Consider the following 23526-nt stretch of genomic DNA (forward strand, 5'->3'; position numbering starts at 1 on the left):
AACCTCTGCTGTCTGCATGACAGATAGCAGAGACAAATATAAAATAGATTTATATACCAGGAGGGAATTTTAATGGGGATCAAAAAGTATTCTTTACTTGCAGGTGTTCTATCCGCTTCACTACTATTAGCAACAGCTTGTTCTAGCGACAGTGCATCTACTGATAAAAAAAGTGGCGGGAAAGACGGCAAAGTAGTGGTCGATCTTTTTAATGGCAAGGTTGAAATTGCCGACCAATTGAAAGCGTTAACAGATCAATATACAAAAGAACATCCCGACGTTACTTTTAATATTGAAACCGTCGGTGGCGGTGCAGATGGATCTGCAGCATTAAAAGCTAAGTTTGCTTCCAACAAGGCTCCTGATATCTTTGGCAATGGCGGTTATCAAGAGGCTCAAACATGGAAAGATAAATTCGAGGATTTATCCGATCAGCCGTGGGTAAAAGATGCCTATGAAAATGCCTTAAAGCCAATGACAATTGATGGAAAAATCTACGGACAGCCAGTTAATATGGAAGGCTATGGCTTTGCTTACAATAAGAAACTATTTGCAAAAGCCGGCATTACAGAACTGCCAAAAACATTTACGGAATTAGAAGCAGCATCGAAAAAATTAAAAGCTGCCGGTATTACTCCTTTCTCTGTCGGCTATGCGGAATGGTGGGTTTTAGCAAACCATGGTCTAAACGTACCATTTGCTTACCAACAAGCAGATGACGAGAACTACATCCAAGGTTTAAACGAAGGGTCAGCGAAAATCGAAGGCAATAAATACTTCAATGACTACTTCAAGCTTGTTGACTTAACGATCAAATATGGCAACAAAAATCCTTTAACAACAGACTACAACACGGAAGTAACCCAATTTGCCAACGGTGAAACGGCAATGATTCAGCAAGGTAACTGGATTCAACCAATGCTTGATAAACTAAATCCAGGCATGGAAGTTGGCTTTATTCCATTGGCACTTACGGATGATGCTGCTCAGGCAGATAAATTAATGGTTGACGTTCCAACGAACTGGGTAGTTCATAACAAAGCTCCTGAAGCGGATAAAAAAGCAGCAAAAGATTTCTTAAACTGGATGGTTACCTCTGAAGAAGGGAAAACAGCTCTAGTTAAGGAGTTCAAGTACATCCCTGCTTTTAAAACAATTGAAGCAAAAGCGGAAGATATTGGACCTCTAGGTGCAGAACTTCAAAAATATTCACAAGAAGGCAAAACCTACTCTTGGCAGTTCATGAAATATCCGGATGGTGCAGGCCAAGAATTTGGAGCGACTCTTCAAGCGTATGTTGGCGGCCAAAAATCGAAAGCCGAAGCAGAGAAAGCACTCGATGCGACATGGGATAAGTTAAAAAAATAGAATTTTATTCAAAAGGCTCCTCTCAATCTGAGAAGAGCCTTTTGATTATTCACGATCCGGGCTATTGACCATAATTCCAGCCACTTGCGTTAACCGGTCATAAAACGCAAGCCCGGCAGGTTGTTGATCAAGTCCAATTTCTTCAAATGCTTCTTTCATGCAGCGAAGCCAGCATTTTGCCCTTCTAGGCGTTACTTCAAATGGCAGATGTCGATGTCTCATGGCAGGCGGTCCAAACTCCTGACTGTAAAGGGCAGGACCCCCCAAGAATTGCGGCAAAAACATCCGCTGTTTACGCTTTATTTCTTCCATATCCCCTTCAAACAATGGTCTTAGTTCTGGGTCGGCATATACACGCGGATAAAAAGCATTGACCAATTTATCTATTGTTTCTTGCCCGCCTATTTCATCATAGATCGACTTAAAATTGTAATCCACTTTTCGTCACCATCCACTATTAATTTTCCCTCTGTTTTTGATTATTATAATGTTAAAAAGGATGGTGTTTTGTGATGTAAATCACTATAAATAGCGAAATACAAAAGTTTCCAATCTTAATGCATCAGGGTCAGACCGAAACTGCTAGAATGGAGCGACCAATTCCACTTTAATACGATCTGGATCTTCGAAAAAAACAGCATAATGAGTATCTCCACCGGCAAATGGATGTTTATCCTGATAAAGAATATGGACCCCTTTTTCTTTGAATTGCATTGTTATTTGATCGACTTGTTTTCTTGATTCCGCATGAAAAGCTAAATGATTAAGCCCAACTCGTGAACGATGGTACGAGACATCCAAAAATCGTTCTTCAGTTTGTACAAAAACAAGATAGGTTTCTCCATCTTTCCAGCTGATACCCGACTCCCATTTTTGATATGGTTGATATCCTAACTCCATTAAAAACCACTGCCAAAATTCGATCGTTTTGCTTAGATTGGAAACATTAATTTCTATATGGTGCAGCATCGTTTTAATCTCCTTGTCGGCTTATCTAATTTTCCCGAGCTCCTCTATGAACGCAGGCCGGCGCATATACTTTTCTCTTAATTCCCCAATTAGCTTATGCGACTGAATGGTTCCACAAGCATTTTTGTAGGTTTTTATAATGGAACAAACCTTCCGATATTTTTTTCGATCCGTAGCCTCTTCAGCTTCATTCTCAATGTACTTAATAAACAAGGCAATTACTTCTTCTAAATAATCCTTAATTATATATGGATACAGTTCTGTAATAGTTCGAATATTTTTTTGGCAATAAATTAAAAGTTCATCAGTCAATTTCTCCTCTTGTAAGATAGAAAGGTATGCTGAGGGCTGATAATCCATTTTTTTAAATTCAGCTACAGTTTTTTTCAAAACGCCCTCCCATTCACTTGTTGTATATAGTTCTTTTAGTTTTATGTAATATGTAAATTCACCTTTGAATAACAGTTTGCTCGCCAATTGTTTTTGTTGTTCAATATCTCCAAGCAATTCATAGGCTTGGTATCGGTATTCCCGCCACTTATGGACAAGTCCTCGATATTCTTTATCCGCTTCTTCTCCATCCAAACAAAGTTGAATTACTTTTTTGAAATCACCTTTTCCTAGTTCATTAACAATTGCCTTTTCACGGAATTCGCTAGATTTTATATTTTTATAGATAAATTCTCCCGCAGCGGCTGCCCCATCACATCGTTCAATGATTTCAAGCTGAAGTAATTTTATTTGTGTTTTTTCATATCTGTCACTCCAAGAAGCTTCAGTCTTCTCAAGGAGGATTTCCAACTGTTTTTCTAACTTTTTTCTTAAATCTTTCATAGGAGAATAGTAGGTGCAAATTTTTAATAATGCATATCGCCAATCACTCCAGCCATCATAATATACTTTTCCGGCTTCTTTCATGATCGCCTCAAAAAGACCTTTCTTCTCTTTTTCATTCAACACGGGCAGACTGGCAATCACCACATCGTCAATTGTTCGAATCGCCCAATTCATAACATCACCGATCGAACCATTTGAATCATCAGCAAAATTGAGCATTTTTACAACTGGCTGCATGACAACAAGTGATAATAAAATCGCACTCTCGTATTCACCGTTTTCTACTTTATGCCGCGCTTTTTGAAGGGTCAATTCTGCACCCTGTAATGCAGGACCAACATGACGCCAATCGATAAACCCTTTTCTTTTTGCCCCATTAATTGAGGCAGAAATAAGTTTTTTCGCAGATGAAACTTCGTCTTTATGAGGAGTGTATTTAAATAGTAACTGTTTTTCAATTTCGGGGTAATCTTCTGACAGGTCAAGAATAATCTTAATTAGTTCTTCTTTGTTTTGATTTGATAGGACGGTAATTAAATCGATTTCGCTCGACTGTGAGGTAGTGTTCGGATTAGATGGACTCATGATTTCCCCCCATGATAATAATTTATTCTAATTGTATCATTTTTCGGTTTGGCGGGCCGTTAACATCGCTTCTACTGAGGTCCACTTTTGTTTATAATCGGTCAGAATTTTCCCCTTTGCTATGATTCAATTAAAAAGACATAGCATCACGAGAAAAGGAAACACCCTATGAAAACAGTATCTACCCACTGTTTCACAAGGTGTCTCCTATGAGAATATTCTTTGAAGAAGAGATTTAGGTTTTTTACGCAATCTAGTCACCGTGCTCTGAAGTCCGTACATGAGCACTGATTTACTCATAAATAAAAGAACCATTTGGGAGGGTCTTAGTCTTACAAGAGAGGCAATTCCTAGTCTTTTTAAAATATACATCCCTGGATAAGCAAAAAGAGTATCAAAAATTAAATTTAAAAATAGGTATCGAATAAAATTACCAAAAGTCCATTTTAAAATCCATAATGAACCGACAAAAAATGGCCCCAGCATGAATGGCAATTCGCCAATTACCCTAGGATTTATCCTTTCATAAATCCGCCACCACATTCTTTTTTTGGCGAGAATACTTTCAACAGCTACCCAGATGAACATAAATATAGCCCCTGGAAATAAACGCTTGATTGTTCGTTTCCCCATGAACGGCATCGATAACCAAGGCAGGATCATGATAACGAGTAAAATCATTTTATTTTTTCTCATCTATGTGTGCCAATCCTTTTTCTTTTTAGAATGCACAGAATTGGAAAAAACTATTTATGATTTTATAAAAATATTTTTTTCTTTAAATTGGAATTTCATATAGTAGCTATTTTTTTGTATAAAAAGCAAGTAAACTGTCCGTACACCTATTTAGATTTAACGCACTATTTACGATTTATGGTAAAATTATGTAGGATGATTATCCGAAAATTCAATTTTGTCATTAGAATTAGGAGGGAGAAATTGAAATGTTACAACGCCCACTAGTAAATGAGTACCCAGAATATTATAAACCGTATGTAACTCTAGTTCCTGATGGTGATCTATTATTACTTTTGAAGGAGCATTTGGTCAAAACAATCGAACTTTTCGAGTCACTATCGGAGGGGGTTGGCCACTTTCGTTATGCTGAAAATAAATGGAGCATCAAAGAAGTACTGTGCCATATGGCGGATACAGAAAGAATTATGAGTTATCGGCTTCTCCGCGTTGGACGTGGGGACCAGACCTCTTTGGCGGGTTTTAATGAGAATGATTATGTTCAAGGCTCGCAAATTCATAAATTACCCATAAAAAGTATTCTCGAAGACTTTATTGCCACTAGAAAAGCTACCCTTACTTTAATTCAAAATATGCCGGAAGAGGCCTGGACAAACATTGGATTTGCCAATAACACAGAAGTCACTGCCCGTGCCATCGCCTACATTATCGCAGGCCACGCTCTCCATCATTTGAATATTATTAGTGACCGATACCTGCCGTTATTAAAATAGACCAATATCGAGTCCGTGGGAAAATTTATCCTGCGGACTCAATTTTCGCTAATTTTATTATTGCGAACATAAGTTCTCCGTTTTATAATAGAATTATCGGTAATAATAAGAAGTGGAACTCTTAAATCAAAATGTCCACAACAGCTATTATCGGATAGAGGTTCTCGAAAAAATAATTTTTTAACTGAGGAGAGGTTAATTATGACATTACGTTTGATTCCCTATTTTGTGATGGATGGAAATGCGAAGGAAGCCATACAATTCTATGAAAACGCTTTAGATGCACAAGTTCTTTTTTCACAATCTTTCGGAGAGATGCCAGAAAATCCTGATTTTCCACTACCAGCTGAAGCGAAAGACCGTATAAGTCATGCGACGATTAAAGTGGGCGAAACAGAATTAATGTTTTCCGACACTTTCCCTGGCCAACCACATCAAAGCGGTAATCAAGTGACCATCTGTATTTCAACGAACGATGCAGACCAAGCGCATAAATTCTTTGAAGCCCTGCAACAAGGCGGCCAAGTAACCATGCCTCTTCAAGAAACTTTTTTCAGCCCGGCATATGGCAGTGTAATCGATAAATTTGGTATAACCTTCCAAATCTTCACTGAGGGCAGACAATAAATTCATACATACACAAGTTGTATTAAGATGAACCCGGTCTAATATGTGACCGGGTTTTTTTGCCATTCTAACAAAAAAACTAATCAAGCGTGATTAGTTTTTTTAACCCATTTTCGATCGCGAAACGGCTGGCTGATATTTTCTCATTGGGGACTTTTCTAGCACTTCTTGAAGATAATAGTTTCCATTCGGACTTGTTTTCTTAAGCAGCTCCAACAAGTATGTAATATCATCTAGTGCTCTATGTGTTTGGTAGTCTGTAATGTTGTGTGCTTGTAATAGCGTGAGTAATTTCCCATTGGGAAATCCGTAATTTTTCCAAGGGATATTTCTCATTGTACAGTACCATTTCAGATCGTTAACTTCTGGATACATATGATAAAGAAAGCTTCGATCGAAGGAGGCATTATGAGCAAACACGGAATCGGCACGATGGAAGTATGTTTTTATTTTTACATCATAAAAGCTTTTCCCTTGAACCATTTCATATGGGATTCCATGAACTCGATACGCTGAGTCATAATTATTCCTTGCTGTACGGGAGAGGGGCTCACGTAAAAAGGAATCTTCTTCGATAATATCGATTACCTCGCCAGTGTCGGCTCGATAAGAAAATAACTTTAAGGCAAGTTCGATTACTTCATCTTTGGTTGGCCCTAACCCGGTAGTCTCAACATCTAATACTAATCCCAATTTTTCTGATCTCATTTACATGATCATCCCTTAATTCTAAACTTTATCCCATTATACCAAAGGTCAATGGAGAACTGCTATCTCCAAAATGTACCTTCATGTGTGTACTCATGGGGAGGAGGTGCTCCAGAGTGCCCATGACAGGTATTTTTCTATGTCTTTGGACTGTGAACCTTCCTATCGACATTACTTAATTCCCCTCTTCCATCCCCGCAAGAAATGCCTTGATAATAATTATTAGACTTTCATTCAAATCCAACGACATCTTGAACCCGCCTTTTTGCTCTAAGGCTGAAAATCCATGTAAAATACTGCGCAAGCCCCTGACAGCATGCAGGGCACGCTCCCCTTCTAAATGATATGCCTGCAAAATCCGGACAGAAAGGTCAACGATTTTCGCCCCTGCTTGCTGCACATCCACATCTTCTGGATTCGGTGCAAGTAAAGTAGCCTCATAAATTCCTGGATGCCTACGGGCAAAATCTACATAAGCCTGACTTACCGCGAGGACAGCTTCGGTGCCTGACACCCCAATTGCTGCATCTGCCATCACTTTATAAAGCATATTGATTCCATAGATCGCCAATTTCTTTCGTAATCCTGGAAGTCCGTCGAAATGATTATATAAAGAAGGCGAGCGGATACCTAGTTTCTTCGCTAGGTTTGCTAAGGTAACTTCCTGGATCCCCTGCTGGTCGGCAAGTTCTCCTGCCGCTTCAATAATAAAAGATAATTCGAGACCGATTTTTGGTCTTGGTGACATAGTCATGACTCCCTATCCAATTTTTCGTTCAAGATGTTTGATTGCCTGTTCCATTTCTTTCCTAGGATTCATCACCATCTCCCCATGGCCGACCGCAAGTAACTCTGGTTGGTAACTCACTAATTTCCGTGCGCTAATCATGGCTGTTTCTTTACTCCAAGTACCAAAGGCTGGGAATGGAAACCATGGGACTATATCCCCTGCTACCGCCATTCCACCCCGTGTCTGCAAGGCGTCCCCAGCAATCAACGCCTTTGTACGTAAATCTAAAAATGACATCGAGCCGGGTGTATGTCCTGGCGTTTCAATCGCGGTTAACGAACCAATCAAGTCGCCTTCCTTCAATAAAATACTAGGTCTCGTTTTTAATTTTTTCGGTACACCGCCTTTAATCGCGGTTTGTGCCTCATGAGGGTCAAGCGAACGATCACCATTCATTAGCCTATTGTCGCGAACCGAAATATACACCGGTACTGCTGGCAGCATTTCTTTTATTGAATCCAGCGCACCGACATGATCTTCATGAGCATGTGTCAGTACTATTTTGGTAATTGGCTTTCCAATCGATTCCGCGGCCTTCATAATTCCCTTCGTGCAAAAACCTAGTGCCGCATCAATTAACGTTAACCCATCCTCTTCCTCCACCAAATAGCAGTTGACTGGAAAAACTCTTGCCATGAAAGTGACTTGATATAAATATCCATTTTTAATCATCCTCAACTGGCATATCCCCTTTAACTAATATCGTTAGTTTTATAATAACTAATACCATTAGTTTTATCAAGACCCTTTTTGGTAAAAATTTCAACTCTTACTTTAAAGCTATATTCATCTCCTATACCAAAAAATACTAACGAAGCACTCCATGAAAAAGGAGTGTTCGTTCAAAACTTGTTCAAAACTTTTTTACGAATATGTGAAATAGTGAACAATTTGCCCTGATTTCGAAATAAGTTTGTTATAGTAACAATGTAGAAAACAATTAACAAACTTAATAAATAAGGAGTGTTTCACATGGTAGTAAATTGGTTAAGAGAAAACAAAGTTGCCGCAGGAATTTTAACAGTCCTCCGCCTATATATCGGTTATTCTTGGTTAACAGCTGGGTACCACAAATTAGCAGGTGGTTTCGATGCTTCTGGATTCTTAAAAGGAGCCATTGCTAATCCCGTAAAAGGACCTGACGGCAGCGTAGTTTATGGCTGGTATGTTGATTTCTTACAACACTTTGCATTACCAAACGTTGATATTTTTAACACAATCGTTCCACTTGGCGAGTTTTTAGTTGGACTTGGACTAATTCTTGGATGCTTAACAACTGCTGCCATGTTCTTTGGTCTTGTGATGAACTTCTCTTTCTTCTTAGCAGGAACTGTATCTCATATTCCAACTGACCTTTTCATTGGAGCAATTATTCTATTCGCCGGTTATAATGCCGGCCGCATCGGTCTTGATCGTTGGGTAATCCCATTCATTCGTAAAACAGCTATTGGAGGTAATAAATTCGTAAAACACAACGTTTAAACCAAACAAAAAGCGACGCCAATCTTGGGCATTATGCCAGATTGCGTCGCTTTATTATTAATAGCTATTATCCTCTTCTAAACTTTCCTTGTTCACGTACCAATTGGTTACCTGTGTAAGAATAGCAAAGACGAAAAAGAAATTCATAGCCCAGACATTTATGAATGGAGCTATGCCGCCAAACTCAATGGTTTCAAGGCCTTTGAGATTCATGACAATCATCGATTCGATAAAAATAAGCACAAAACCCACTACACCAGCAATAGCCGCCCTAATCATATGTCTTCCCCCTGAAAAATTATTTTGTATGTAAATTCGATAAATGTATTTTGACAATTTTGTGAACACCTTACTTTTATTATATTGCAAAAAAAGGGAATAACAACACCCGGTAAGAAAAAAATTTATCCACCAACAAACGGCGCAATTTTTATAAATATTCGCTAGTTTAATAGTATCGAGTAAAAATATGGGGAGAAATTTAGATTTCAAATTTTTATAAGTATATGCCATCTTAACTACATTGCACATATAAAATCTTCACAACTTCCACACAAGTTCCACCTAAATTCTACATAAGTTTTTCATATGATTAACTCAAGTTAATACGGAAATGGTTTGAAGAACTCATTTCTTAAAACTTCCCATTATTGGATTGGTGCCTGACACCAATCCTTTTTTTTGCTCAAAGAAAAAGTCAGCCATCCCCTTTTATGATGGCTGACCTCTTTCTTTTCTTAGTTTACTCCTACTTGTGTCCAAGCGGATTTAACGGCATTGTATTGTGTGCTGCCTGATCCATAAAGGTCAGCTGTTGCAGCAAGGAGCGCTGCACGTGCCCCACTAAAATTACTTGTTGGAGTCAAATAAACTGTAAGTGCACGATAGTAGATTTTTTCAGCCACAGCTGTCCCTAGACTTGAAATCGTTAAATAGGCTGCCTTATTCGGAATTCCGCTGTTTGTGTGAACGCCGCCATTATCAGATGTTGTATTTACGTATCCGCTCATATTATCTGGCTGTCCATAAAGTTTAGGATTGGACAGGCTGCGAAGTGCATCACCAGCTGTATTCGGCGTGTAAACATCTTCCCCCATTAAATAATCACCTTTATCAAGAAACACCCCGAATGTGTCAGAAATGGACTCATTTAAGGCACCCGATTGATATTGGTACTGTAACCCAGCTGTTCTTTCCGTAACCGCATGGGTTAATTCATGGGCTACAACATCAAGAGCACCTGACAGCGAACGGAAGGTTTTTCCATCCCCATCTCCATAAACCATTTGTGATCCATTCCAGAAGGCGTTGTTGTAATTTCTACCATAGTGGACAGTGGAGCGAAGAGTGGCTCCATTATTATCAAAACTATTTCTATTAAATGTATTCTTATAATAATCATAAACAACACCAGCATAGTAGTGTGCATCTACATCGGCTCGCTGTCCGGTAGCGTTGAAATTATTATCAGCATCCACTGTATAATTACCAGGTAATCGGGATTGATTTGCTGCCGTTCTTGTTTCAATGACACCCGTCATCGGCTTAGTAATATCATATAAATAGTAAGTTCCGCTTGAGTAGTAGGTGTTTATTGTTTTCGTATCCCCAAGGACACCTACTCCTGTTCCATCAGCCACCGCATTATAGGACTTTAAGATATTCCCGTTGACAGCATCCACATAAACAACCCAATTAGCAGGGTATGGCTGAATAAATTGGAGATTTGTTTTGTAAGCCAGATTAAATTGATCGCCATTCTTATAAACTACTAATTCAGCCTTTTCAACGGTATCCTCTACCTTTTTACCGGTAGGACCAGCCTCGGCATTGGTTAGGGTTTCTGCTTTTGTTACTGTAATAGATTTCCAAGACTTATCGAGAGCAGCATCCTTCGATAGCTGAGCTTTTAATGCGCCCTTGAAATAGGAAGATGCTTCTGGAAATACATCTCCATTCACTGCCGTAACGATTCCATTTTTATCGGTATGGACCTTAAACTGTGCTCCATCCACCGGAATCCCCTGAACCGATTGAACAAAATTATAGTGCTTGCTGCCAAGTTCGTCCGTCTGAACATCTAGTAAAGTTAAATCTTTAGCTGTATCTAATTGATATAGCTCTTTATTTTCTTTTAAAAATTGCTTAATGGCATCTTTATCTTTATAGGCTTTGGTAGATAACTTTCCATGAACAAAGGATGGTACCTTTTGACCTTGTTTCCAATGAACCTTTGCATCCTGACCAAACTGCATTGCATCTTTCTGAACCGTAACATTATACAGTTCAGTTTTTGCTGCAGCCGTTATTGGCAGCACAGACCCCACTGTTAATCCCAATGCTAATACTAGTGATGTTCTCTTTTTCATCGCCAACCGCCTCCTAATTTCTCTTTGTATAGAATTTTCAAAATAATCATAACACGATGAATCTATTAGGATAATTGGGAAAAAATAGGGGACATGGTGTCAGGCACTAACGAAAGTACTAACGAAAAATAACCTATTCTATTAAAAATCCCAACGCTAGGTTCTCAAAAGCGTTGGGAAAATTTTATTATTTATTTTTTCGGGGGTCTAAACTTTTATTTTATTTTTTGTACCTTTTTATATAGCGATTAAACATTAATTTAAGTTACTCTTTTCATAATATGAATTGATAATAATAATCCATTCGGTATTAGAATCCACTAAATAAAAACATACTATTACCAATAATAAACAGCAAAATGTATTTTCGAGTGCTAAAAAAAATAGTAGAATAATCCTATACAACACTTGAGGAGTAGATTACACTTGGTTTTCATTCGCGTTCTATCGTCAATTCTAAAAAATAAATTTCTACTTTATCTACTTCTCACTTTGATTCCCGCTTTAGCCGCTAGTTCGGTGTTAGCCCAACACCAAGTGAAAATTTTGGAAGCACAAAATAAAAATAAAGCCGCACGATATGCCACCTTCCACACAATGAATATAGAAAATTTATTTAACGAAACGGTTGGCAGATTAGAAATGCTCGCAACTTCACTTAAGTATCAGAACACCAACCTATCTAATTTGGAAGCAGTGCTTCGAGAAACAAAAGGGAAGGATCCTCGTCTATCTGGTTTCTTTTGGACAAATAGCCAAGGTGACTTATTAATTAGTACGAATACAAATTCTAAAAATGTGAATGTAAACGATCAACCTTATTTTCAACATGCCATCCAGACAGAGAAAACAAGTTTTTCGGACGTACATATTGGCCGGGTTACAGGCAGGCAAATCATCACAATTGCTACTCCTATTGTCGATCATGGAAAAGTGCAGGGTGTGCTTGTTGCCAGTTTACGGACAGATAAAATTGAAGCAGCCATTAAAAACCTGGTTAATGGCGAAATGGTCATTATCACCGATGATTCAAACAAGATTTTATTTAAAGCGGGTTCCCTACCTGAAAAGAACTCGGTAAAATCCAGTATGAAAATAGCCAATGTTAATTGGAAAATATCCGTCTTTGTCCAGTCGGAAAATGGAGTAGCTTTTTGGAAATCGTTTGTTAAATATTTGATGATTTTTTTAACCATTTCCAATATCATCTTTTTATGGGCCCAATACTTGCTTTTGAAAAAGAAAGTGCAAAGGGAAAATGCTCAAGCGGAACATCATAAACTCGAATTAATTGGGAAACTTGCGGCAAGTACAGCTCATGAAATCCGGAATCCATTAACCGGAATAAAAGGATTAATAAAACTTTTAAGCGAGGAATATCACGATCCGAAGGCCCAATCCTATTTCAAAGTAATTCAAACAGAAATCGATCGAATCAATGGTATTGTTAGTGAATTGCTTGTACTAGGAAAACCCACTGCTCACACGCTTAAAACTGATAATGTCAATACCATTCTGACAGAAATCGAGCCGATCATTCATTCCGAAGCTAATTTTATGAATGTGGAGCTAACCATTAATTACTCTAAAGAAAATCTACCCGTTTCTTGTGTCAAAGACCAGTTGAAGCAAGTGATTCTTAATTTAACAAAGAATTCGTTGCAAGCCATGCCTTTTGGAGGAAAACTTTCTATCACACTTGAGAAACAGGCAGAACACTGTTTAATTACCGTCACCGATAACGGAGTGGGAATGCAGCAAGATCAAATCAACCAAGCATTTAACCCATTCTTTACACTCAAGAAAGATGGATCTGGCTTAGGATTAACTGTTTGCAAACGGATTATCGACTCCTATGGCGGGAAGATCTTAATCCACAGTATTCCAAATGAAGGAACACAAGTCATCATTACACTCCCATTGGTATTCAACCAATAGGCGTAAAAAAGCTGCCCTCGAAAACAGGGCAGCTTTAAAAATAAACAAAATGGGTGTCAGGCACCATGTGCATTCTTTTATACTTCCTCACTCTTGTTCAAAAGATTAACTGAATTCTTGAAGAGTGGAATGAGAATAATTACCCCCACGATAAATAGCAGGGCCGATAATTCGTACATGGTTACCAAAGAAGTGGTTTTCTTCAGCCATCCGCTCGCTGTCATGGTAATAACCATTGTCCCCATAAACATAGGGTTTAATATGCCATTGACTCGACCGATAAAAGCTTCTTCTGTGTTTTTCAATATCATTGTATTAATCCCAATGTGAATACAAGGCATAAACAAACCGCTAATGAATTGCGCGGTCAATGTCAGCCACAATTGTTCTGATAGCCCCATCGCGAAAAATCCTAGTGCCGAAGCGCTCATTCCAATGGCAAGCAAGATTTGTGGAGGAGTCTTTTTGGCTAACCCCATCGTGAGTCCACCACCTAAAATCATCCCCGCTCCAAAAGCTGCCATCAACCACTGCAAATCCTCTTTTGGTAAACCAAGTCTTTCTGTAATAAGGAAAACAGATAGCGGCTGCGTCAGTCCCAGCCCTAGACCTGCTGCCGCAAAACAGCCACCTAGTAAGGTTAGCGCTCGACTATTCCAAACATAACGGAATCCTGCCTTCATTTCGTCCATAAGTGTCGTTTTAACAGGGCCTTCCTCAATTTCTCTGTCAGGTGGAAGCATAAATAGAGTCGCTGCCGAAAGCATAAAGGCAATCCCCATAATCGCAATCGCTGCATTTATACCGTAATGCTGATACACAAAAGTTCCAATAATCGGACCTAAAATCATAAAGAGCGCAAACACCGTTTGGTACATCGACATCCCCATTTGAATTAGTTCTTCTTTTACATGAAGCTTAAAAAGTTTCATTCCAGAAGGCTGTGAAAACTGTGAAAGGATCGATGACACGAGAGTTGCAAAGAAAATGACCTTCCAGCCCCCAAATACCAGTGTTAACAAAACAATAAAGATAGACACCGCACTGAGGAAATCGCACCAAATCATCGTCCGTCTCGGCCGCCACCTATCAGCAAAAGTCCCTCCAATAAAGGAAAAAAGAAAGATTGGTGCGAATTCTGCAACTGAAATCAGTGAGACTGCAACGGGATCTTCATTTGTTTTCTCAATCACAAATAATAAAATGGAGTAGTTACGTACCCAAATACCGATTTGCAAGAATAACGTAGAGAGCAAGATTGTGCGTATGACACGATTCCTAAATAAGTCCCCCATGGTAATGTTTGATTTTGTTTCTTCCATAAAAAAACCTCCTCATCCAATTATCTGGACAGGAGGTACTTATGTAGCAAAAGGGCACAGTACACCAAGTACCTTTTACTCCCTTTTGTCTATAAAAGCCCGCACTAACCCTATCCAGAAATATGTTCGTTTAATTATCCGAATTTTTTTCTTTTAATAGGTTTAGTGAATCATTGGCCTTATGGTCACCCTTTCATTTATCGTATTTTCCATACTACTCGATTCAACTCGAAGAATCAATAGCGAAGTTTGTCAAACGGTGTATACCAATGAAAATCACCTGAACCCCTTATTAGTTTAGGTAAATCCAAGATATTCTAAACTAATAGGTTCAATTAAATTAATATAATTATTGGTACCTGTTAGTCTTCAAGTCTTGTTATTTGATTATATCTAACTCCTTCTTAATCATACTTTGTCGCAGTTTCGAATATAGTTCAACGAATCCGATGAAAATTATGGTAAATTTTAAATAGAAAAAAAATGAAAGTAGGCGGCTATGGTGTTAGAAAAATTCCCTGTTTATATGTGCTCTTTTAAACAAGAACGACTGATTAGAGTATACCTGCCTAGTAGTTACAGAGAGGAAAATAAAAGATTCCCAGTCTTATATATGCATGACGGACAAAATGTTTTTGAAGATGAAGGGGCCATCAAAGGGGTATCTTTAGGAATGAAAGATTACTTGGATAAGCATGGGCTTGAGATCATTGTCGTTGCAATTGATCTAAATCCTGAGGGGGAGGAACGAGTCAATGAATACTGTCCATGGGGTCATGGAGAGGTAAGCAAACAAATCTTAGGATACGCCAGTCCATCTGGCGGCCGCGGTGAAGAATATATTGATTTTATTGTGAACGAGCTGAAACCGTTAATTGATGAGAAGTACCGTACCATTGAAAATCATACATCGATGGCTGGAATATCATTGGGTGGATTAATCTCCACCTATGCAGCCTGCCGTTATCCGCATATTTTTAAAAGAATCGCAGCTTTATCACCTGGATTTTATCGAAATCAAGAGGAAATTGAAAACCTGTTAAGATCATCAGACTTATCTAAAATCGAAAAGTTTTATATGGATTTTGGCACAAGAGAAGTGGGTGCAGATGAAGAAATGAATCAAGTTTTCCTTGACCTTACCAATCGTGTATACGAAATATTGAATGAAAAAATACACGATTTTCACTTTCAGCTTGTCGAGGATGCGGAACATGCTTATCCATTCTTTAGAAAAAGAATTCCGGCCGTACTCTCCTACATATTTTCAGATTAATACGAAGAAGTTCGAAAAGAAGGGTGTCAGGCACCATGTGAAAAATTCACATAGTGCCTGACACCCAATATAACCCAATTAGAATGGTTTTAAGATCATCAAGCTGATGATGATTAAAAAGATGATATTTTCCAGGTTTTCAAATTGGAAGAGTATTTTTGATAAACGCCAATATTCCGCTGGGATTTCTTCGCCTTTATGAGATTCTAAAAGTGCTTTTACTGGTTTTGACCTAGGTGATAGGACAAGCGGACCAATGGCAAGGGCTGCCAAAAAAAGAATCAGACTTGTTACATACCACCCCATCTTAAATAGGCTTGGGTTAAGGAGCCCCATACTTAACCCTGTAATTAATAAAAGCGTGCCGCCAATCATGACAAAAATGTGCAACTTATGTCTAATCTTATAGGAATGTCTTAATTCGGTCATGTTTTTTCCAGATTTAACCACGGTTGTTAATATGAATCCCGGCCCCATCCCTAGGATGGCTGAAAAAATATGTATGAAAACAAGGATTTTATAGATAGTAATCAATTGCTGCCAACCTCCATTCACTCCATCCCCATTTTATCATATTCTTAATTAATATATTAAAGTGAAATATAGTAGTTTTTGTGGCTCCTTTTGAATAAACAAATTTTTAAAGTTAACCCTATTTACAAAAAGAATATACAAAGGAGCTTTTCTGTGAAACAACCTTATGAAATTTTTAATATGATTGTTGATGAAGAGGCATACGATCAAGAAGAAGTAACCGCTGATTTTACCTACCAGGATCAAGATTATAGTATTACTTTTAAAAAAGGGGACCTCGAAGTAGTGAATGCTTGGGTCTTTAAGAACGGAGTGTCATTGCCGGCTAATTTATCCGAGAATATCATCGAATCAATTAGAGCAGATGTGAAGAATAGAATTTAGTTTATTGATGAAAAAGTATAACACACACGTAAGGCCATCAGAACTCTCTCTGATGACCTTTTCTTGTGCACCTAGTTTTGATGAGATAGGACATCATCCAGTTTCTTGATTACTTTTTAATTGTGTAAGTACCTTTTGATAGGCGGCTGCTTCTTGAATCATCCCTTTTGATTGATACATCTTACTGATTTTCCGAACAGGAGCAGGATTTTGCGGATCGAGTTCCATTTCCCAAAAGAAACAATCGATCGCTTGATCAAATTGTTTGAACTCCGCATAATAATCACCTAATTCCATCATCCGATCAGGATTCTCTAATAATCCAACCATTTCACTTATCTTTTTCATCACTTCCAGTCCCGGGATTACCATTTGTATAGGGCTGAGTTGTTCATACACGGTTTTAAGGTCATGCTCTTTAAGGAGGAATTCAGCACATTGGAACACCTTTTGTTCAAAGCGCCTAGTTTTTTCTGAATGTGGCAAGTGCTGCAACAATTTAATAAATTCATCAAAATGTTCTATGACAAATGTCGAGTCAGAATGATCCCAAATTATTAGGAGATTGGCATTGAAGGAGGCTGGCAGGTCATTGATAAATCTGAATAAGCATAGGGCAGTTTTCTCATAATTACCAGCTTGAAGCATTTTGTTGATGACAGATTCTGAATCAGGCAGCACTCGAAAGGGATTGATATTCAGTTGTGCCAAAATCAGCATCCATTCTTCCATCGTCACAAAGCGTAAGGCTCTGCCTGTATACTTCTCGATCGATTTAGTCCCTATAAGTTTCTCGGTATTTTCTAACCATAGCAATAACTCAACTAAACCGTCTTGTTTATTCACTATTTCTTCTAAACATTTTTGTTCTTCTGGATTGGTTCGATTTTTGAAGCAATTCAATTCTACATATAGGGGGTCCTTGGATAGGATTGCAGGTAAACTTGAGGAATGGTAAAAATGGTGGTATGAACTAAATTCTTGGGCGGTCAAACGTTCTTGTGCTGATTTGAAGTTCGGTGCGAAATCAGCTAACATCTGAAGGATTTGAAAGGATTTTAGAAATTTACCGTTTCTTCTAAAGTGGAAGAAAACCTTATCAATAGCCTTGATTAGTTGCTCTTTTTCGAAAAAAGAGTCAAGTGTGGTTAGTATATAGACCATTTCCTGTGGTGAGTAATCGAGTTGAAGTCGAGAAAAAAGGTTACTTTTATTGGGAATAGTTACGGTTTCTTCGGGGATTAATGCACGTAAGATTGGATGCGGAAATTCAATAGTAATACCTTCTTGAGTCGCTTTATATATAAATGTTCCTTTCTCGACTTGGTCGAGCTTTCCACCAAAAATAAGGGCATTATTATAGTAAATAAGATAATATCTTTCTTGATCTACCGTACTAAGTTGGATTACTTTACTCCTTGCATATACGACGGCCCTTATTACATTTCCTTTTACCATATGTTTTTTATTTTTTATCGAAATTTCGGTTGGCATTATTTGATTGTTATCCATTCTGCATCTGCCCCCTATCGTAATATACAGCTATTAAAACATTTTACCTTCATGACTTTATTATACCATAAACGCAAAAAGAGGTCCTTTAACCGGGACCTCCCTTTTTAGCCTCCTAATCATTCGGGTTAATAATGGCCAATACCTGATGATCTTCCCATTTTCCGTTTATCTTCACATTTTTCACAGCTACTCCTTCTTTATGGAAACCGGATTTCTCCAATACACGAATGGAACCAATATTGTGCGGCATGACTCCGGCCTCTATCCTGTGTAATTTCAATTCCTTAAATGCATAATCCACCAGCAATTTAACCGCCTCTGTTGTAAAGCCTCGCCCATTATGCTTTTCATCTAAAAAATATCCGATAAACGCACTATGAAGTGAGCCTCTAAGAAGGTGAAATAAATTTATCGTTCCAATTAAGCAGCCCTCATTTGTAAAAATTCCAAATACATAGCTCTGATCCATGCTGCACTCTTCTTGATACGTCTGGATTCGCTTCAGCTGCGCCTCAACTGTATAGAAGTCCTCACTGCGTTCCATCGAAAATTTTTCAAAAAAGTGACGATTGTCTTTATTTAATTGAAGGAGTGGCACGGCATCTTCTTTAGAGAACGGTCTAATATAGATTTTTTCACCTTTAAAGACAGACTTTTCTTCTCTTGCTCTTAAATGCAATACCATATGTTCGTCATTATAATCGATTCCATTAACTTTGAAGGCATTTTCCTCGAATCCATATACTTGAAAACCTAATTTACGATAAAGTTGTTTTCCTTTATCATTGCTTGCCATCACAGATAAATTTATTTTTTCAATCGCTGGAATCGATTTGGCTTTATTTATGGCCTCAGTCATTAATGCTTTCCCCACACCCCTACCTTGCTTCTTAGGGGTAACATACATCGCAAAAATATTGGCCCGATGCTGAATTTTTTCAGCATTCTCATGTAATAAAGTGACAACTCCAATTAGACTCTTTTGTTCAAATGCACCAAATGTATAATTCCCTTCAGCATTAAAATTACGGACAACTTGGTCAATCGGATTTTCTCTTTTTAAAGCATCTTCGTAACTCGTTAAGAACGCTTCCGGATTCTGCTTTAGTGCTTCCAACCTTAGCGCCCAATAGCTTTCTGCATCAGAAGCAGTTAGTAATTTAAACTCCATAATAATCCCCTCCGCAAATCTAACAGCCAAGAACTCGACCACATCCTGGCTCAGTACTTTTCTGTTGAAATTTAACAAATAGTGCTTAATAAAATTCTACATAAGTTATTATCTAAAAAGAAATGATAAGAGCAAAAACAAAGAAGGTTATCTCATGAAAAAAGTTTTAATTGGTTTATTTATTTCTATCCTCTGCTTCTCTGGAAGTATAAGTCCACTGACAGCCATAAATATAGGATCTGCGCAACAAAAACCGATTCCTCCATATGCAAAGTGGGGTACATTGGCGTTGAAGGAAACCCATAAAAAGTATCCGCAAGCCAAGATCATTGATTATCTTCACATTGGAAGAACAAGCGGACCGCAAACCTCCACCGAAAAGTTTAAGCTTTGGTTAAAAGATAAGAATAAAGAATTCGGTGTCTTCGTCAATATAGAATTTAATAAAGTGACGGAAAAAGTCATCAAGGTAACTTTTCAGGAAACCTCGAGATAGTCCTTTTTCAAAAAAAATGATGGCCCTGGTCGCCAATGATACAATTATTCTTAGCAAACTGATAATTAACATGAAGAATATTTATAATGTGATTCAAAAACATGCCAGACGTTGGGTCGTATATCCAAGGCCTGGCAGCATGATGTAAATACTTTTATTCAGTTTCTTATGATGAATCCATGAATATGGAATGCTTGAAAATTCATTTCTAACAACCACTCCTTCTTTCAATTGCTACAATCCACTTCACCTCTTTTATATTTTCAAAAACTCCTCATTTAAAAATCAGCTTATCCTTAAATTCATTTATAAAAATTCGAGAAGATGGCTCAACTCACCTTCCTACATTTAGAATTTATGGCTGGACGGGTGTACCTAAAACGACTTGTAAGACAAGATTCTACAGGGATTTGGACGGTTGTTGGGTTTGACCGGATTAATCAATAATATTGAATCAAAAACAGAGAACCACTAAGAGTCTTCAACTCTTAGTGGTTCTTTGCTTTTTGGCAGAATTGCATAGATTCCAATTCTTAGGAACAAACTAAATTAACCAGTTAATCGGAGTGAATGTTATGCATAACTCATATTGGTATTATGCTTTACTTGTTCTAAGCATCAGTTTATTTAGTTTTATACTATTCAAAAAAAGAAACACTCAATCACTATACTTATTATTAACAAATATAGGTGGGGCTTTTCTGATTGAGACTGTCATCTATAATTTCTTAGCCTGTTACAATTATAATCCGAATTTTATCAAGGCTAATGAATTCTATGACAACAATTTGGGCGCGTTTGTTTCAAATGCCTTTGCTTTACCGGTTGTGGCCACCTTAATTGCTGTTTTTCATTTAAATTGGATATGGATTATTTTTTTCTCGAATCGAATATACTCCCCTGGTTGGTTCGAAAATCCTGGCCGTGACTCGATTGCCTTGGGTGCCATTTTCTATTTATGTGACAGTCTGTATTATTGTCTATTGACGAAACTTAGCTTAAAAAGGAATTGGATCAAATATATTTTCACGGGTTTCCTTATGTATGTAGTGAATCTAATGCTTATTAATGCTGGAATTCTTCGTAGCCTGGTCTGGTGGGACATCCCCTATTATGTAGGTTTATCAATTCTGCTCCTCATGCTGACAGAAATTATTGATAAAAGATTATCCCAATTGCCAAAGATACCTTTTGGCTACAGTTCCTCATAGCCTCAAATCCCCTGCTCCGAATAGCTAGATTCCCCATCATATCCTTCCTTTTTGCTGACATTATTTTTATTAAATTCGTTAAGAATAATGAATACACCTTCCTCCCTTTTTATAAGCGAAAAAAAAGCGCTTGCATTTTTTCAAATTCGGCCTATAATACTTGTATACAAGTGTACTCGTATTCAATAAAGAAGGTGTAGCGATGATAGAATCAAAGGATTTATTATATCCGACCAAATGGCTCACGAAAGCTTCAGTCGGAGATCGGGTAACATATGAGCTAAGGATGCAGATTATTTCTGGTCTAATTGAAAGCGGCACCATCCTATCAGAAAATAAGTTAGCCGCTGATTTTAATGTGAGTCGATCACCGATTCGCGAAGCATTAAAAACCCTTGCTTCTGAAAATTTAATCCGGTTAGAGCGAATGGGTGCGGTTGTCATTGGTTTAACCAGCAAAGAAATAGTTGAAATTTATGATGTCCGATTACTGATTGAATCGTTTGTATATGAACGTCTTGTAAAATTAGACACTACATCATTAGTTAAGGAACTGAGTAAAATACTCGAGATGATGAAAATAGCCATCAAATATCACGATGCAGATGAGTTTGCCTATCAAGATCTCCTATTCCACGAAACAATTATTCGGGCAATCAATCATTCTTACATCACGATGATCTGGAATAATGCCAAACCAGTAATGGAGGCTTTCATCCTTTTATCGATGCGGTCCCGGTTCAAGGAAAAATACGAAGACTTTCCGCGCATTGTGGAAAATCATCAATTATATATTGATGCGATCGATGCAAAAAATAGAGACCTCATGATTCTATCCTTACATCAAAATTTTGATGATGTTCAAGGAAAAGTAGAAGACCTGTGGCGGTCTCAACAAATGCTTTCTAAAGGAGTCGAGCAAGAATAATGACAAACTATATGTTGGGGTTAGACATCGGCACGACTAGCACAAAAGCCGTTTTATTTAGTGAAAAAGGTGAAGTCATCCAACAAGAGAATATTGGTTACCCACTCTATACACCTGATATTTCAACAGCTGAGCAGGACCCAGAAGAGATTTTTGCGGCTGTAGTAAAAGCGATTTCAAATATTATGAAGCATCACCCACAAAAAGAAATTTCGTTTATTTCTTTTAGCAGTGCCATGCATAGTCTCATTGCTATGGATGAAAATGATCAACCGCTGACACCGTGCATCACATGGGCAGATAATCGCAGTGAGGCCTGGAGCCATAAAATAAAAGAGGAATTAAATGGACATGAGGTCTACAAACGGACAGGAACGCCGATTCACCCGATGTCGCCATTAAGCAAAATTACTTGGATTGTGAATGATCGTCCAGAGATAGCTAAAAAAGCGAAAAAATATATCGGGATAAAGGAATATATCTTTAAAAAGTTTTTTGACCAATACGTTGTCGATCATTCCCTTGCTTCAGCCATGTGCATGATGGATCTCAAAAAACTAGATTGGGACCAGGAAGCATTAAAAATCGCTGGAATTTCACGTGAACAGTTATCTAGGCTTGTCTCAACAACTGAGATTTTTACCAACTGTGACCCAGAATTAGCACACCAAATGGGGATAGATCCTCAAACACCTTTTGTGATTGGTGCCAGTGATGGAGTCCTTTCCAATCTTGGGGTAAATGCGATTCGAAAAGGGGAGATTGCGGTCACTATAGGGACAAGCGGTGCAATTCGGACTATTATTGATCAGCCGCATACCGATGAGAAGGGTCGCATTTTTTGCTACGCATTAACAGAAAAACATTGGGTAATTGGCGGGCCCGTTAACAATGGCGGGATGATTTTCCGCTGGGTACGGGATGAATTTGCCGCTTCCGAGGTGGAAACCGCCAAAAGATTAGGCATTGATCCATATGAAGTACTAACAAAAATCGCAGAAGGTGTACGGCCGGGAGCAGATGGATTGATATTTCATCCATATCTAGCGGGTGAACGGGCGCCATTATGGAATCCAGATGTACGCGGATCATTTTTCGGCTTAACGATGGCGCACAAGAAAGAACATATGATTCGCGCTGCCCTGGAAGGAGTTATTTACAATTTATATACAGTATTTCTAGCATTAATTGAATGCATGGAAGGTTCAGTGACACGAATCCAAGCAACAGGAGGATTTGCGAGGTCAGAGGTTTGGCGTCAAATGATGTCCGATATTTTCGACCTCGAAGTAGTTGTTCCAGAAAGCTACGAAAGTTCATGCCTGGGTGCTTGTATCTTAGGTTTATATGCTACGGGAAAAATCGATTCGTTTGATGTTGTTTCTGAAATGGTTGGAAGTACACACAAACATACGCCTAAAGAAGAGGCAGCAAAAGAGTATAGAGAATTACTGCCAATCTTTATAAACTTATCGAGAGTTTTAGAAGAAGATTATACACGGATTGCCAATTATCAAAGAGGATTAATTAATAGAAACAAATAAATT

Annotated in this window: 24 protein-coding genes and 1 pseudogene; 11 read left to right on the forward strand and 14 right to left on the reverse strand. The window is 38.1% G+C overall.

The features are described 5' to 3' along the window. Positions 1–72 precede the first annotated feature (72 nt). Positions 73–1368: an ABC transporter substrate-binding protein gene (locus ACE198_RS16370; protein WP_375376259.1), complete on the forward strand. Its 1296-nt coding sequence runs from the start codon at positions 73–75 to the stop codon at positions 1366–1368. A 45-nt stretch (positions 1369–1413) separates the two neighbouring features. Here ACE198_RS16370 and ACE198_RS16375 read toward each other — a convergent pair whose 3' ends face one another. The 4 genes from ACE198_RS16375 to ACE198_RS16390 all read right to left on the reverse strand — a co-directional run bounded on the left by ACE198_RS16375 (position 1414) and on the right by ACE198_RS16390 (position 4455). Continuing rightward, positions 1414–1806: a globin domain-containing protein gene (locus tag ACE198_RS16375; RefSeq protein WP_251459401.1), complete on the reverse strand. Its 393-nt coding sequence runs from the start codon at positions 1804–1806 to the stop codon at positions 1414–1416. A 144-nt stretch (positions 1807–1950) separates the two neighbouring features. Then, entirely contained in the window at positions 1951–2337 is a 387-nt protein-coding gene (locus ACE198_RS16380; RefSeq protein WP_375376260.1) for a VOC family protein, read from the reverse strand. 21 nt (positions 2338–2358) lie between these two features. Next, the gene (locus ACE198_RS16385) at positions 2359–3759 is read right to left on the reverse strand and encodes a hypothetical protein (RefSeq protein ID WP_375376261.1); all 1401 of its coding nucleotides are present in this window, start codon (positions 3757–3759) and stop codon (positions 2359–2361) included. Positions 3760–3966: 207 nt separating this feature from the next. After that, entirely contained in the window at positions 3967–4455 is a 489-nt protein-coding gene (locus tag ACE198_RS16390; protein ID WP_375376262.1) for a hypothetical protein, read from the reverse strand. A 248-nt stretch (positions 4456–4703) separates the two neighbouring features. Here ACE198_RS16390 and ACE198_RS16395 point away from each other — a divergent pair, with 248 nt between their 5' ends. Together ACE198_RS16395 and ACE198_RS16400 are read left to right on the forward strand one after the other, a co-directional pair. Continuing rightward, on the forward strand, positions 4704–5228 hold the full coding sequence (locus tag ACE198_RS16395) for a DinB family protein (protein ID WP_375376263.1): 525 nt from the start codon (positions 4704–4706) through the stop codon (positions 5226–5228). Positions 5229–5429: 201 nt separating this feature from the next. Next, entirely contained in the window at positions 5430–5855 is a 426-nt protein-coding gene (locus ACE198_RS16400) for a VOC family protein (protein WP_375376264.1), read from the forward strand. 102 nt (positions 5856–5957) lie between these two features. On the opposite strand, the gene ACE198_RS16405 is transcribed toward ACE198_RS16400, so the two are convergent. The 3 genes from ACE198_RS16405 to ACE198_RS16415 all read right to left on the reverse strand — a co-directional run bounded on the left by ACE198_RS16405 (position 5958) and on the right by ACE198_RS16415 (position 8031). Then, positions 5958–6563 (reverse strand): exonuclease domain-containing protein, encoded by a 606-nt coding sequence (locus ACE198_RS16405; RefSeq protein WP_251461012.1) that lies wholly within the window; start codon positions 6561–6563, stop codon positions 5958–5960. A gap of 175 nt (positions 6564–6738) precedes the next feature. Beyond that, positions 6739–7311 carry a TetR/AcrR family transcriptional regulator gene (locus ACE198_RS16410; RefSeq protein WP_375376265.1) on the reverse strand — a complete coding sequence of 191 codons (573 nt, stop codon included), beginning with the start codon at positions 7309–7311 and terminating at the stop codon, positions 6739–6741. Between the two features lie 12 nt (positions 7312–7323). Next, positions 7324–8031 carry an MBL fold metallo-hydrolase gene (locus tag ACE198_RS16415; RefSeq protein WP_375376266.1) on the reverse strand — a complete coding sequence of 236 codons (708 nt, stop codon included), beginning with the start codon at positions 8029–8031 and terminating at the stop codon, positions 7324–7326. 294 nt (positions 8032–8325) lie between these two features. On the opposite strand from ACE198_RS16415, the gene ACE198_RS16420 reads away from it, so the two are divergent. After that, the gene (locus ACE198_RS16420) at positions 8326–8835 is read left to right on the forward strand and encodes a DoxX family membrane protein (RefSeq protein ID WP_375376267.1); all 510 of its coding nucleotides are present in this window, start codon (positions 8326–8328) and stop codon (positions 8833–8835) included. A gap of 57 nt (positions 8836–8892) precedes the next feature. Here the strand turns inward: ACE198_RS16420 and ACE198_RS16425 are convergent, their stop codons facing one another. Then, positions 8893–9114: a hypothetical protein gene (locus ACE198_RS16425; RefSeq protein ID WP_098575855.1), complete on the reverse strand. Its 222-nt coding sequence runs from the start codon at positions 9112–9114 to the stop codon at positions 8893–8895. A gap of 458 nt (positions 9115–9572) precedes the next feature. Continuing rightward, on the reverse strand, positions 9573–11204 hold the full coding sequence (locus tag ACE198_RS16430; RefSeq protein ID WP_375376268.1) for a M4 family metallopeptidase: 1632 nt from the start codon (positions 11202–11204) through the stop codon (positions 9573–9575). A 426-nt stretch (positions 11205–11630) separates the two neighbouring features. On the opposite strand from ACE198_RS16430, the gene ACE198_RS16435 reads away from it, so the two are divergent. Continuing rightward, positions 11631–13142 carry an ATP-binding protein gene (locus ACE198_RS16435; protein ID WP_375376269.1) on the forward strand — a complete coding sequence of 504 codons (1512 nt, stop codon included), beginning with the start codon at positions 11631–11633 and terminating at the stop codon, positions 13140–13142. A 77-nt stretch (positions 13143–13219) separates the two neighbouring features. Here the strand turns inward: ACE198_RS16435 and ACE198_RS16440 are convergent, their stop codons facing one another. Continuing rightward, entirely contained in the window at positions 13220–14464 is a 1245-nt protein-coding gene (locus ACE198_RS16440; protein WP_098575858.1) for an MFS transporter, read from the reverse strand. Between the two features lie 499 nt (positions 14465–14963). Between ACE198_RS16440 and ACE198_RS16445 the strand changes: the two genes are divergently transcribed. Next, entirely contained in the window at positions 14964–15740 is a 777-nt protein-coding gene (locus ACE198_RS16445; protein WP_375376270.1) for an alpha/beta hydrolase, read from the forward strand. Between the two features lie 78 nt (positions 15741–15818). Here ACE198_RS16445 and ACE198_RS16450 read toward each other — a convergent pair whose 3' ends face one another. After that, the gene (locus ACE198_RS16450; RefSeq protein WP_098575860.1) at positions 15819–16274 is read right to left on the reverse strand and encodes a DUF2269 family protein; all 456 of its coding nucleotides are present in this window, start codon (positions 16272–16274) and stop codon (positions 15819–15821) included. A gap of 153 nt (positions 16275–16427) precedes the next feature. Here ACE198_RS16450 and ACE198_RS16455 point away from each other — a divergent pair, with 153 nt between their 5' ends. After that, entirely contained in the window at positions 16428–16658 is a 231-nt protein-coding gene (locus tag ACE198_RS16455; protein WP_257148588.1) for a hypothetical protein, read from the forward strand. A gap of 93 nt (positions 16659–16751) precedes the next feature. On the opposite strand, the gene ACE198_RS16460 is transcribed toward ACE198_RS16455, so the two are convergent. The 3 genes and pseudogenes from ACE198_RS16460 to ACE198_RS16470 form a co-directional block, all read right to left on the reverse strand. Next, positions 16752–18170 (reverse strand): tetratricopeptide repeat protein, encoded by a 1419-nt coding sequence (locus tag ACE198_RS16460; RefSeq protein WP_375376271.1) that lies wholly within the window; start codon positions 18168–18170, stop codon positions 16752–16754. Positions 18171–18285: 115 nt separating this feature from the next. After that, complete coding sequence (locus ACE198_RS16465) at positions 18286–18858, reverse strand: GNAT family N-acetyltransferase (RefSeq protein ID WP_375376284.1); 573 nt, start codon at positions 18856–18858, stop codon at positions 18286–18288. A gap of 9 nt (positions 18859–18867) precedes the next feature. Beyond that, a pseudogene (locus ACE198_RS16470) lies at positions 18868–19344 on the reverse strand (GNAT family N-acetyltransferase); the annotation flags it as partial. Between the two features lie 154 nt (positions 19345–19498). On the opposite strand from ACE198_RS16470, the gene ACE198_RS16475 reads away from it, so the two are divergent. From ACE198_RS16475 to gntK, 4 genes are all read left to right on the forward strand, one after another. Beyond that, entirely contained in the window at positions 19499–19840 is a 342-nt protein-coding gene (locus ACE198_RS16475; protein WP_375376272.1) for a YqzG/YhdC family protein, read from the forward strand. Positions 19841–20415: 575 nt separating this feature from the next. Then, positions 20416–21051: a hypothetical protein gene (locus ACE198_RS16480; RefSeq protein ID WP_375376273.1), complete on the forward strand. Its 636-nt coding sequence runs from the start codon at positions 20416–20418 to the stop codon at positions 21049–21051. A 202-nt stretch (positions 21052–21253) separates the two neighbouring features. Continuing rightward, positions 21254–21979: a GntR family transcriptional regulator gene (locus ACE198_RS16485; protein WP_098575865.1), complete on the forward strand. Its 726-nt coding sequence runs from the start codon at positions 21254–21256 to the stop codon at positions 21977–21979. Then, the gene (gene gntK, locus ACE198_RS16490) at positions 21979–23523 is read left to right on the forward strand and encodes a gluconokinase (protein WP_375376274.1); all 1545 of its coding nucleotides are present in this window, start codon (positions 21979–21981) and stop codon (positions 23521–23523) included. Before ACE198_RS16485 ends, gntK begins: the two co-directional genes overlap by 1 nt. Positions 23524–23526 lie beyond the last annotated feature (3 nt).

Origin of the sequence: Neobacillus sp. KR4-4 (assembly GCF_042136325.1) — a bacterium.
In the GTDB taxonomy this organism is placed as follows: domain Bacteria; phylum Bacillota; class Bacilli; order Bacillales; family Cytobacillaceae; genus Neobacillus.

Bases quoted from the DNA above. Each gene is read 5' to 3' on its own strand.
- ACE198_RS16395 (WP_375376263.1), top strand. From the start codon at position 4,704: ATGTTACAACGCCCACTAGTAAATGAGTACCCAGAATATTATAAACCG.
- ACE198_RS16475 (WP_375376272.1), top strand. From the start codon at position 19,499: ATGAAAAAAGTTTTAATTGGTTTATTTATTTCTATCCTCTGCTTCTCT.
- ACE198_RS16370 (WP_375376259.1), top strand. From the start codon at position 73: ATGGGGATCAAAAAGTATTCTTTACTTGCAGGTGTTCTATCCGCTTCA.
- ACE198_RS16445 (WP_375376270.1), top strand. From the start codon at position 14,964: ATGGTGTTAGAAAAATTCCCTGTTTATATGTGCTCTTTTAAACAAGAA.
- ACE198_RS16430 (WP_375376268.1), bottom strand. From the start codon at position 11,204: ATGAAAAAGAGAACATCACTAGTATTAGCATTGGGATTAACAGTGGGG.
- ACE198_RS16425 (WP_098575855.1), bottom strand. From the start codon at position 9,114: ATGATTAGGGCGGCTATTGCTGGTGTAGTGGGTTTTGTGCTTATTTTT.
- ACE198_RS16485 (WP_098575865.1), top strand. From the start codon at position 21,254: ATGATAGAATCAAAGGATTTATTATATCCGACCAAATGGCTCACGAAA.
- ACE198_RS16405 (WP_251461012.1), bottom strand. From the start codon at position 6,563: ATGAGATCAGAAAAATTGGGATTAGTATTAGATGTTGAGACTACCGGG.
- ACE198_RS16480 (WP_375376273.1), top strand. From the start codon at position 20,416: ATGCATAACTCATATTGGTATTATGCTTTACTTGTTCTAAGCATCAGT.
- gntK (WP_375376274.1), top strand. From the start codon at position 21,979: ATGACAAACTATATGTTGGGGTTAGACATCGGCACGACTAGCACAAAA.
- ACE198_RS16460 (WP_375376271.1), bottom strand. From the start codon at position 18,170: ATGGATAACAATCAAATAATGCCAACCGAAATTTCGATAAAAAATAAA.
- ACE198_RS16465 (WP_375376284.1), bottom strand. From the start codon at position 18,858: ATGGTATTGCATTTAAGAGCAAGAGAAGAAAAGTCTGTCTTTAAAGGT.
- ACE198_RS16440 (WP_098575858.1), bottom strand. From the start codon at position 14,464: ATGGAAGAAACAAAATCAAACATTACCATGGGGGACTTATTTAGGAAT.
- ACE198_RS16390 (WP_375376262.1), bottom strand. From the start codon at position 4,455: ATGAGAAAAAATAAAATGATTTTACTCGTTATCATGATCCTGCCTTGG.
- ACE198_RS16410 (WP_375376265.1), bottom strand. From the start codon at position 7,311: ATGTCACCAAGACCAAAAATCGGTCTCGAATTATCTTTTATTATTGAA.
- ACE198_RS16385 (WP_375376261.1), bottom strand. From the start codon at position 3,759: ATGAGTCCATCTAATCCGAACACTACCTCACAGTCGAGCGAAATCGAT.
- ACE198_RS16420 (WP_375376267.1), top strand. From the start codon at position 8,326: ATGGTAGTAAATTGGTTAAGAGAAAACAAAGTTGCCGCAGGAATTTTA.
- ACE198_RS16400 (WP_375376264.1), top strand. From the start codon at position 5,430: ATGACATTACGTTTGATTCCCTATTTTGTGATGGATGGAAATGCGAAG.
- ACE198_RS16380 (WP_375376260.1), bottom strand. From the start codon at position 2,337: ATGCTGCACCATATAGAAATTAATGTTTCCAATCTAAGCAAAACGATC.